The organism is Frigoribacterium sp. CFBP 13605 (genome assembly GCF_014839405.1).
Lineage (GTDB): Bacteria > Actinomycetota > Actinomycetes > Actinomycetales > Microbacteriaceae > Frigoribacterium.
Genome location: NZ_JACYNS010000091.1, coordinates 1 through 9,893, shown reverse-complemented (window position 1 = coordinate 9,893; position 9,893 = coordinate 1). Strand labels below are relative to the sequence as shown.

Below are 9,893 nucleotides of genomic sequence, written 5' to 3'. Positions count from 1 at the left end.
CGCCTCGGGCACCGAGGACGAGGAGGCGCGGCGCGCGTCGTTCACCGTCGCCCGGGCCTCGGCCCGGTGCGGGGCGCGGGCCAACCGGCTCTCCCGCCAGGTGCCGCCCAGGGCGTCGACGGTCACGACCCGGCCGAGCAGCGGATCGCCGAGACCGGTCAGCAGCTTGACGACCTCGCCGGCCATGCCCGCGCCCACCGTCCCGCACAGCGGCCCCAGGACGCCGACGTCGGCGCAGGACTCGTCCCAGCCCGAGGCGGGCGGGGCAGGGTGCAGGTCGCGGTAGTCGACCGCCCGGCCGTCCGGGGCGTCGTCCCAGAAGACGCTGAACTGTCCGTCCCAGCGGTTGACGCTGCCCCAGACGACCGGCAGACCGCGCTCGGCCGCGGCGTCGGCCACCAGGTAGCAGGTGTCGAACGAGTCGCTGCCGTCCACCACGAGGTCGTAGTCGTCGAGCAGGTCGGCGGTGCGGTCGCTCAGTCGGACGGGGTGGGCGACGACGGTCACGTCCGGGTTGGCGGCACGCACCCAGTCGGCGGCGGCGCGGGCCTTCGGGAAGCCCAGCTGGTCGGGGCGGAAGAGCACCTGCCGTTGTAGGTTCGACAGATCGACGGCGTCGTCGTCGACGATTCCCAGGGTTCCCACACCCGAGGCTGCGAGATATTGGATGACCGGTGCGCCCAGCCCGCCGGCCCCGACCACCAGCACCCTCGACGCCGCCAGGCGCCCCTGGGAGCCCAGACCGAACCCCGGCAGGCGCACGCTTCGCGAGTAGCGTTCGCCCTCGACGGGGTCGCCGCCGTGTCCACCGTCGCGCACGCCGGCACCGTGCACGCCACCGTCGTGCACGGCCGCCCCGCGCGCGTCACCCCCGTGTCGCACGCGAGATCCTCCGAGAGGGGGAAGAGACGACATGACGAACCTCCTGCATCCGGCCGACGGTCGATCGACCGCGCCCACTGTATCCACGACGCCCGGGACCGGCCGCAGCACGGCCCTCACGCGCCTCCGGCACTGGCGTCATCTCGACGCCGTGCTCGTCGGCCTGCTCGCCGCCGTGCTGTCGGGCGCCTTCCTCTGGGTGCCGTCCGTCTGGTACGACGAGGCCGCGACGGTCATCTCGGCGACCCGCAGCTGGGGCCAGCTCTGGCAGATGGTCCAGACCGTCGACCTGGTGCACGCCACGTACTACGCGTTCATGCACCTGTGGTTCGACGTCTTCCCGTACTCGCCGATCTCGCTCCGGGTGCCCAGCACGATCGTCACGGGGCTCGCCGCCGCGTTCACGGTCGTGCTCGCCCGCACCCTGGCCGACCGCCGGACGGCCGTCGTGGCGGGCCTGCTGTTCTGCCTGATCCCCCGCGTGACCTGGATGGGCGGCGAGGGCCGTTCGTACGCCTTCTCGGCGATGTTCGCCGTCGCCCTGACCCTCGTGCTCGTCACCGCCTCGCGCCGGACCGCCCAGGTCGGCGAGACCCGCACCCGGGCCTCGGCCGTGCGCTGGTGGGTCGCCTACGCCGTGCTCGCCGTCGTCTCGGTTCTCTTCTTCCTGTACGTCGCCTTCGTCGTGGTGGGGCACGGCGTCACCATGCTGGTGCAGTGGCGACGCGAGCGCCGGCTCCGCGCCTCCTCGGGGTCGGTGGCGACGTCGCAGGACGCCGTGGCGTCGACCCCGCTCGTCGGCGCACCGCACGGAGCACGCGGTTCGTTCCTCGGCTGGTTCGCCGGTGCGGCCGTCGCCGGACTCGCGAGCCTGCCCGTCGTGTACTTCACGTCCGAGCAGAGCGGCCAGGTCGGCTGGCTCGACCGGCCGAGCTTCGCGACGATCGACCAGGTGCTGACGACGCAGTGGTTCTACCAGAACGACCGTTTCGCCGTCTTCGGCTGGATGCTGGTGCTCGCCAGCCTGGTCGTCGTGGTCGCCGGTCTCGTGCCCCGTGCCCGGGGACTGGCCGAGGTCGTCCTGCCCTGGATGATCGTGCCCACCGTCGGCCTCGTGGGCGTCTCGCTCGTGACCGAGCCGCTCTACTCGCCCCGCTACCTGACCTTCGGCACCCCGGCCGTCGCGATCATGATGGCCGTCGCCGTGGCCGCCGTCCCCTGGCGGCGGGTGATCGCCCTCGTCCTGCTGGTCGCCGTGGTGCTCACCGCCCCGACCTACGAACGTCAGCGTCAGCCCGAGGCGAAGGACTCGGCCGCGTGGAACCAGGTGGCCGACCTCGTGAGCGAGCAACGGGCGCTCGAACCGGCCGGGACGGCCGAGGGCGTCGTCTTCGGCCCCGTGCGTCGACACCCGAAGGCCACGTCGCGCATCATCGAGAACACGTACCCCGCGGCGTTCGAAGGGATGTCGGACTTCACGCTGGAGACCCCCGCGGCCGAGACCGGCGGGCTGTGGGAGGTCGAGCACCCGCTCGAGGACGTCATCGACCGCACCGACGACCTCGACGTCGTCTGGCTGATCACGAGCGACAAGCAGGACTGGAGGCCCCGGGTCACCGCGGACCTCGCCGCCAAGGGCTTCCACGTCGCCGACGAGTGGCACCTCACCCGCACGAACGTGCTCAAGTACGAGCGCTGAGCCCGCGAGACCCCGGGGCGTCGCCGAGCCCCCCTGCGCGCGCGGGGGGGGCTCGGCGACGCCCTGGGGCCCGGGCCTAGTCGGTGACGACGCGGGCGCCGTGGACCGGGCCCGTGGCGCGGACGACCGTGAGGCGGGCGGCGCTCAGCGCGATCTGCAGCTCGAGAGCGCCGTCGAGGTCGGGTGCGAGGAACGCCACCGTCGGGCCGGAGCCCGACACGATGCCCGCGAGGGCCCCGTTGCCCTCACCGAGCTCGAGGACGTCGGCCAGGCCCGGCTGGAGGTGCAGGGCGGGCGCCTGGAGGTCGTTGTGCATGGCGTCCGCGAGCATGCCCGGGTCGCCCGCCCGGAGTGCCTGCAGGACGCCGGCGTCGACGACGGGGTGCCGCACCGAGCGGATCTCGCCCTGGTGCCGCAGACGGTGCGCGTCGAGTTCGTCGTAGACGCGCGGCGTCGAGAGGCCGACGTCGGCCACGGCCAGGACCCACTGGAACTGCCCCTTCGCCAGGGCCGGGCTGAGCTCGTCGCCGCGACCGGTACCGATCGCGGTGCCTCCGGCGAAGGCGAACGGGACGTCGGCACCGAGTCGGGCCGAGAGCCGCAGGAGTTCGTCACGACCGACGCCGGTTCCCCAGAGCGTGTCGCACGCGAGCAGCGTCGCGGCGGCGTCGGCCGATCCGCCCCCCATGCCGCCGGCCACGGGCACCGCCTTGTCGACGGTCAGGGCGACGCCGCCCGTGTAGCCGGTCGTCTCGGCCAGCAGGCGGGCGGCTTTGATCGCCAGGTTGGACCCGTCGGTCGGCACGCCCGACACGTCGATGGACGGGCCACCCGTGACGCTGACGGTGAAGTCGTCGGCGCGACGCGCACGCACGTCCTCGTAGAGGGACACGGCCTGGTAGGCGGTCGCGAGGTCGTGGTAACCGTCGTCCTGCAGGTCGCCGACGGCGAGGAAGACGTTGATCTTGCCCGGCGCACGCGTGTGGACCACGGTCGGGGCGGCCACGGACGTCATGCGTCCAACCTAGTCAGTTCTGGCGATCACTCATGACGCCGAACGCCCGCGTCAACCCCTCTTTCACGGGCTGCACCCGTTCGGGCAGGCGCAGGCTGCCCTGCGTCAACGACACGGAGCACTTCGGACCGGCGGTCGACACCACCTGGAGGCGCAGCGTGTCCCCGTGCGCGAGGGTCCAGTCGGCGGTCGGACGCGTCGCGGACCGGGCGACGACCTCGGGCGGACCGCCGGCGTACCGGGCGAACCGGTCGACGGCGAGGTCGAACAGTTCGAGCGGTGCACCCCTCAGGCTGCGGCCGACGGTGACCGCGTAGCTGCCGTCGGACTGACGCCCCGGCGGCTCGACGCCGCGTTCTTGTTCGTAGCGCACCGTGATCCCTTCGGCCCACCACGGCACGACCTCGAACTCGTCGACCAGGAGGCGCGAGATCTGCTCGTGGGACAGTCGCGCCGCCCCCGCGGCGTCGAGCCGTGCGAACCACTCGGCCGCACCGCGTCCGGTGCCCGACCCGAGCCGGGCGTCACTGAGCCGCTGCTCACCGTGCCCGCGCTCGTCACCGCCACCGTCCCTGCCCCTGGCCCTGCCGGACGGCGCGCCGTCGGGGCCGTTCTTGCGTCGGGGCACGGCTCAGCCGGCCTCGCCCTCGTCGGCGTGCAGCACGGCGGCGACGGACGCCCCGGCGAGGGCGTCGACGTCGCTGACCCGGGCCACGGCGAGGAAGTCGTCGACGGTGAGCTGCTCTCCCCGCTGGGTCGGGGCGAGTCCGGCACGCTCGAGGGCCTCGGAGGCGGCGGCGGACGACCCGTAGAGGGAGGACAGCGACTGGCGCAGCATCTTGCGTCGCTGCTGGAACGCGGCATCGACGAGGGCGAAGGTCGCCCGACGCTCGAGCTCGCTGCCGCGGGCCGGCTTGCGGTCGAACGCGACGAGGATGCTGTCGACGTTCGGCACGGGCCAGAACACCTGGCGGCTGACCTGGCCCGCGGCCCGGAACTCGCCGTACCACGCCGCCTTGATGCTCGGGCCGCCGTAGACCTTCGAGCCGGGCTCGGCGGCCAGGCGCAGACCGACCTCGGACTGCACCATGACGAGCCCGTGCTCGAGCCCGCCGAAGTGCTCGAGGAAGTGCAGGAGCACCGGCACGCTGACGTTGTACGGCAGGTTCGCCACGAGGTGGGTGGGTTCGTCGGGCAGGGTCGTCACGCGCAGGGCGTCGTCGACGACGACGGTGAGGTCGGCCGCCGGCTGCAGCTGCGCGACGGTCTTCGGCAGCTGTTCGGCGAGGCGCTTGTCGATCTCGACGGCCACGACCTTGGCACCCGCCTCGAGCAGGCCGAGGGTCAGGGAGCCGAGCCCGGGGCCGATCTCGACGACGGTCATGCCCGCCGAGACACCCGACGCGGCGACGATGCGACGCACGGTGTTGGCGTCGTGGACGAAGTTCTGCCCGAGCTTCTTGGTCGGCTGCACGCCGAGGAGGTCGGCGAGGTCACGGATCTCGGCGGGGCCGAGCAGGGTGGTGCGCGACATCAGCCCTCGACCGTCACGGGCTCGCTGTCCCAGCTGCCGTAGACCAGTTCGGTCGTCGACGAGATCTGGGCCGCGAGCATGGACACGTCGGTGCCGATCGTCTCGGCCATCGACCGCAGCGTGAAGGGGATCAGGTACGGCGCGTTGGGGCGACCGCGGTAGGGCACCGGCGTCAGGTAGGGCGCGTCGGTCTCGACCATGATCAGGTTGCGCGGCAACTGCACGAGGGCGTCGCGCAGGGGCTGGGCGTTCTTGAACGTCACCGTGCCGGCGAAGGACGCGTACCAGCCGTTCTCGGCGAGGATGCTCGCCAGCTCGGGCCCGCCGCTGAAGCAGTGGAAGACGGTGCGTTCGGGAGCGCCCACCTCGAGCAGCAGGTCGACCACGTCGTCGTGGGCGTCGCGGTCGTGGATCTGCAGGGCCAGGCCGTTGCGCTTGGCGATCTCGATGTGGCCGCGGAACGCCTCGAGCTGGGCCGCCCGACCGTCGTCGCCGGTGCGGAAGAAGTCGAGCCCGGTCTCGCCGACGGCGCGCACGCGCGGCCTCGCGGCGAGCCCGTCCAGTTCGGACAGCGCCTCGTCGAGGGTGCCCGCGGCCGCGAGGGCCGGGGCCTCGTTCGGGTGGATGGCGACGGCGGCGAGCACCCGGGGCTCGCGGCTGGCGATCTCGGCCGACCAGCGGGACGTCTCGAGGTCGGTGCCGACCTGCACCACGCCGCGCACGCCCACGGACGAGGCCCGGTCGAGGTGCTCGCGGTAGTCGAGGGGGCCGTCGCCGTCGTCTCCGACGCCGTCGGCGATCTCGAGGTGCGTGTGGTTGTCGTAGACCGGCACGACGAGGGGCTGGGGAGGCGCGGGGTAGGTCAGGTCGCGCTTCTGGCCGTCCGCGCCCGACGAGCGGTGGCGGACGTGCGTCGCCGGGACTCCGTCGGCCGGCCCGGAGGTCGCGCCGCCGCCACCGGACGTGTCGTCGCTCATGCCGCGGGCTCGGGCTGTTCGATGCGCGGGAAGAGACCGGCGGCGAGCGGCTGGACGTCGGGAGCGCTCGACCACTCGGCCGCACGATCGACGGGCTGGCTGGTCAGCTCGCCCTGCCCGATCGACTGCCACAGGGTGCGCGTGGCCGTCGGGATGAACGGCGACAGCAGCACGGTGAGGGTGCCGAGACCCCGCAGCGCGGTGGCGAGGACCGTCGCCAGGCGCTCGCGCTGCGACTCGTCCTTCGCGATGGCCCAGGGCTCTTGCTCGGTGATGTACCCGTTCAGCTGGTCGACCAGTTGCCAGATGGACGCGAGCGCCTCGTTGATGGCGAACCGGTCGATCGCCGCGTCGGCCTCGGCCGTGACCCGCAGTTCGGTCTCGCGGACGGCCAGGTCGGCCTCGGTGAGGTCGCCGGCGACGGGCACGGTGCCGTCGAAGTAGCGGGTGATCATGGCCACGACGCGCGAGGCCAGGTTGCCGAACCCGTTGGCCAACTCGGCCTGGTAGCGGGCCGCGATGTCTTCCCAGCTGAAGTTGCCGTCCTGACCGAAGGTGATGGCGCGCATGAAGTAGTACCGGAACGCGTCGGCACCGAAGACGTCGGTGATCTGCTGAGGGGCGATGCCCGTGAGCTTCGACTTCGACATCTTCTCGCCGCCGACCAGCAGCCAGCCGTGGCCGAAGACGTTCTTGGGGACGGGCAGCCCGGCCGCCATGAGCATCGCGGGCCAGATGACGGCGTGGAACCTCACGATGTCCTTGCCGACGAGCTGCACGGCCGGCCAGCGACGCCGGAACTCGTCGTCGTCGACGCCGTAGCCGATGGCCGTGACGTAGTTGAGCAGGGCGTCGAACCACACGTAGACGACGTGCTTCTCGTCCCAGGGCACCTTGACGCCCCAGTCGAAGCTCTGCCGCGAGATCGACAGGTCGCGCAGACCCTGCTTGACGAACGAGACGACCTCGTTGCGCACCGAGTCGGGCTGCACGAAGTCGGGCTGGGCCTCGTAGAGGTCGAGCAGTCGCTGCTCGAAGTCGCTCATGCGGAAGAAGTAGTTGCTCTCTTGCAGCACCTCGACCGGGATGCTGTGGATCGCGCAGACCTGCTCGCCCTCGTAGGCGCCGGTGCCGGGCACCAGGTCGCTCGGCTGCTTGTACTCTTCGCAGCCGACGCAGTAGAAGCCCTCGAACTCGCCCTGGTAGATGAAGCCGTCGTCGTAGAGCTTCTGCAGGAACTTCTGCACGCCGGCCTCGTGGCGGGCGTCGGTCGTGCGGATGAAGTCGTCGTTGGCGATGTCGACGGTCTCGAGCAGGGGCTTCCAGGACTCGGTGACGAGCTTGTCGGCCCACTCTTGCGGGGTCACGCCGTGGCTCGTGGCCGTGCGCAGGATCTTCTGACCGTGCTCGTCGGTGCCGGTCAGCAGCCAGGCGTCGTCACCCCGCTGACGGTGCCACCGGGCGAGCACGTCGGCTGCGACCTCGGTGTAGGCGTGACCGATGTGCGGCACGTCGTTGACGTAGAAGATGGGCGTTGCGATGAAGAAGGAGTCGCCGGCGGGCATGGGGACCATCTTAGGTGGGGGCACCGACGTGATGACGCGACCCGCGCCTCCTGCGTCCGCCGCCGGGGACGAGGAGGCGCGGGTCGCGTCGACCGGTCAGGTCGCGTCGTGCTCCTCGGTGCGGTCGTCGGAACCCGCCCGCTCGCCGGCGTGCTCGCCCGGGTACTCGACGACGTCCATGCCGAGCACGTACTTGCCCCGGGCGTGGCCGTCCTCGAGGTCGCGGTAGGCGTCCTTGACGTCGTCGAGGGGGAAGATCCCGTCGATCGGCACCATGATCTTGTTGGTCGAGATCAGCTCGAGCAGCTCGGACAGCACGGCCTGCGACGTCGCCTGGGCGCTGCCCTCGGCCTTGACGCCGTGCTGCTCGACGGCCGCGAAGTCGATGATCGTGTCGATGCGCTGCGGCGCGACGCCGAGCTCGAGGGCGTACCCGACGTTGCCCTGGCCGAAGCAGTCCACGAACGCGTCCACGCCCTGGGGGGCGGCCTCACGGATGCGGTCGACGACGCCGTCGCCGTACTCCACGGGCGTGACGCCGAGCTGCCGCAGGAAGTCGTGGTTGCGCTCGCTCGCGGTGCCGATCACGGTGAGCCCGCCGAGGACGGCGAGCTGCGACACCATCACGCCGACGCCGCCGGCCGCGGCCGAGACGACGATCGTGTCGCCCTCGGTGGCCTGCACGGCACGCAGCGCGGCGTAGGCGGTGGGTCCGGTCACGCTGATGCTGCCCGCGACCTCCCACGGCACGTTCTCGGGCTTCGCCACGAGTTCGTCGTGGTCGACGACGACGAACTCGGCGTGCGACGACCGGTTGGCCCACCCGACGACCTCGTCACCGACGGACCACTCGTCGACCCCCGCACCGACCTCGTCGACCACGCCGGCGAAGTCGGTCCCCTGCCCCGACGGGAACGCCGCGGGGAACGCGTCGTGCATCAGTCCGGCGCGGATCGCCGCCTCACCGGGGTTCAGGCCCGCCGCCTTGACGGCGACCACGACCTGGCCGGCACCCGCCTCGGGCTTCGCCACCTGTTCGACCTTCAGCTCGTCGATGTCGCCGTACTGCTCGAAACGGACCGCCTTCATGTCGTACCTCCTGCTCGTGGTGGGCCGCGCCTCCTCCGGGCACGCGCCTCCTCCGAGCTTGCACCCGCCGGGCTGGGCGGGGTACGCCACGCCCTACGCGCGGGGCGGGCGGGCGGCGAGGGCGGCCTGGTAGAGGTCGCGCCTCGACAGACCCGTGGCGGCGGCCACGTCGGCGGTGGCCTCTTTGAGGCGGGTGCCGTCGGCGACCAGGGCCTGCACCTGCGCGAGCCCGGCGGCCAGGTCGACGACGCGTTCGGGGGCGCCCTCGACCACGATGCAGATCTCGCCCCGGACGCCCTCGGCCGCCCACTCGGCGAGCTCGGCCGCGCTGCCGCGGCGCACCTCTTCGTGCAGCTTCGTCAGCTCACGGCAGACGACCACGCGGCGCGTGGCCCCGAGAGCGGTGACCAGGTCGCCGAGCGAGTCGGCCAGGCGGTGGGGCGACTCGAAGAACACCATGGTGCGGCGTTCGTCGGCGAGCGCCCCCAGCACGCGCAGACGGTCGCCCTGCTTGCGCGGCAGGAAGCCTTCGAAGCTGAAGCGGTCGGTGGGCAGTCCCGACACGGCGAGCGCGGTGAGCACCGCGGACGGGCCGGGGATCGCCGTGACGGTGACGCCCGCGGCCGCGGCGGCCTCGACGAGCGGGAACCCGGGGTCGCTGATGGCGGGCATGCCGGCGTCGGTGAGCACGACCACGTCGGAGGCGCGGGCCAGCTCGACGATCTCGCCCGCCTTCTCGCGCTCGTTGTGCTCGTGCAGGGCGATGAGGCGGGGGCGGTTCTCGACGCCCAGGGCGCGCATCAGGTGGATCGCCGTGCGCGTGTCCTCCGCGGCGACGACCTCGGCGTTCGACAGCGTCTCGATCAGGCGACGGCTGGCGTCGCCGAGGTTTCCGATGGGGGTGGCGGCGAGCACGATCACCCGCCCATTGTCCCCCGGTCCCGGACCGCCCACTTACGATGGCCCGATGACGACCGGGCCCGAGCGCGAATTCGACGCGCTCGTCGAGGCCGGCACCGCGCCTCCTGCCCGTCCGACGGCGGGCGAGCCGGGCCTCGCGTCGGCCGACCCGCTCACCGACCGGGTGACCGTCCCGCCCGTCGGCACCCCGGTCGACGACGCGACCGCGGCC

The 9,893-nt window shown here is 72.4% G+C and carries 9 protein-coding genes; 1 reads left to right on the top strand and 8 read right to left on the bottom strand.

What is annotated here, in order from left to right; all coding sequences use genetic code 11:
• Positions 1–882 (bottom strand): HesA/MoeB/ThiF family protein (locus IFT36_RS13245; protein ID WP_307785109.1); only part of this gene is annotated, 882 nt, incomplete at its 3' end.
• Between the two features lie 31 nt (positions 883–913).
• On the opposite strand from IFT36_RS13245, the gene IFT36_RS13240 reads away from it, so the two are divergent.
• A complete protein-coding gene (locus tag IFT36_RS13240) occupies positions 914–2,581 on the top strand; it encodes a glycosyltransferase family 39 protein (protein ID WP_200413362.1) in 1,668 nt (555 codons plus the stop codon).
• Between the two features lie 76 nt (positions 2,582–2,657).
• Here IFT36_RS13240 and IFT36_RS13235 read toward each other — a convergent pair whose 3' ends face one another.
• The 7 genes from IFT36_RS13235 to rsmI form a co-directional block, all read right to left on the bottom strand.
• A complete protein-coding gene (locus IFT36_RS13235; protein WP_159827195.1) occupies positions 2,658–3,596 on the bottom strand; it encodes a 4-(cytidine 5'-diphospho)-2-C-methyl-D-erythritol kinase in 939 nt (312 codons plus the stop codon).
• Between the two features lie 13 nt (positions 3,597–3,609).
• The gene (locus IFT36_RS13230; protein WP_123571621.1) at positions 3,610–4,224 is read right to left on the bottom strand and encodes a hypothetical protein; all 615 of its coding nucleotides are present in this window, start codon (positions 4,222–4,224) and stop codon (positions 3,610–3,612) included.
• Positions 4,225–4,227: 3 nt separating this feature from the next.
• A complete protein-coding gene (gene rsmA, locus IFT36_RS13225) occupies positions 4,228–5,130 on the bottom strand; it encodes a 16S rRNA (adenine(1518)-N(6)/adenine(1519)-N(6))-dimethyltransferase RsmA (RefSeq protein WP_200413361.1) in 903 nt (300 codons plus the stop codon).
• Positions 5,130–6,107: a TatD family hydrolase gene (locus IFT36_RS13220; RefSeq protein ID WP_200413360.1), complete on the bottom strand. Its 978-nt coding sequence runs from the start codon at positions 6,105–6,107 to the stop codon at positions 5,130–5,132. Before IFT36_RS13220 ends, rsmA begins: the two co-directional genes overlap by 1 nt.
• Entirely contained in the window at positions 6,104–7,672 is a 1,569-nt protein-coding gene (gene metG, locus IFT36_RS13215) for a methionine--tRNA ligase (protein WP_056049295.1), read from the bottom strand. Before metG ends, IFT36_RS13220 begins: the two co-directional genes overlap by 4 nt.
• 96 nt (positions 7,673–7,768) lie before the next feature.
• Positions 7,769–8,761, bottom strand: a complete 993-nt coding sequence (locus tag IFT36_RS13210) for an NADP-dependent oxidoreductase (RefSeq protein ID WP_082452609.1) — start codon at positions 8,759–8,761, stop codon at positions 7,769–7,771.
• Positions 8,762–8,854: 93 nt separating this feature from the next.
• Positions 8,855–9,682 carry a 16S rRNA (cytidine(1402)-2'-O)-methyltransferase gene (rsmI, locus tag IFT36_RS13205; RefSeq protein WP_056048904.1) on the bottom strand — a complete coding sequence of 276 codons (828 nt, stop codon included), beginning with the start codon at positions 9,680–9,682 and terminating at the stop codon, positions 8,855–8,857.
• Positions 9,683–9,893 lie beyond the last annotated feature (211 nt).

What these genes read in the sequence shown, in the direction of transcription:
- IFT36_RS13240 (WP_200413362.1), top strand. Translation starts at nt 914, where the DNA reads ATGACGAACCTCCTGCATCCGGCCGACGGTCGATCGACCGCGCCCACT.
- IFT36_RS13235 (WP_159827195.1), bottom strand. Translation starts at nt 3,596, where the DNA reads ATGACGTCCGTGGCCGCCCCGACCGTGGTCCACACGCGTGCGCCGGGC.
- rsmA (WP_200413361.1), bottom strand. Translation starts at nt 5,130, where the DNA reads ATGTCGCGCACCACCCTGCTCGGCCCCGCCGAGATCCGTGACCTCGCC.
- IFT36_RS13220 (WP_200413360.1), bottom strand. Translation starts at nt 6,107, where the DNA reads ATGAGCGACGACACGTCCGGTGGCGGCGGCGCGACCTCCGGGCCGGCC.
- metG (WP_056049295.1), bottom strand. Translation starts at nt 7,672, where the DNA reads ATGCCCGCCGGCGACTCCTTCTTCATCGCAACGCCCATCTTCTACGTC.
- IFT36_RS13210 (WP_082452609.1), bottom strand. Translation starts at nt 8,761, where the DNA reads ATGAAGGCGGTCCGTTTCGAGCAGTACGGCGACATCGACGAGCTGAAG.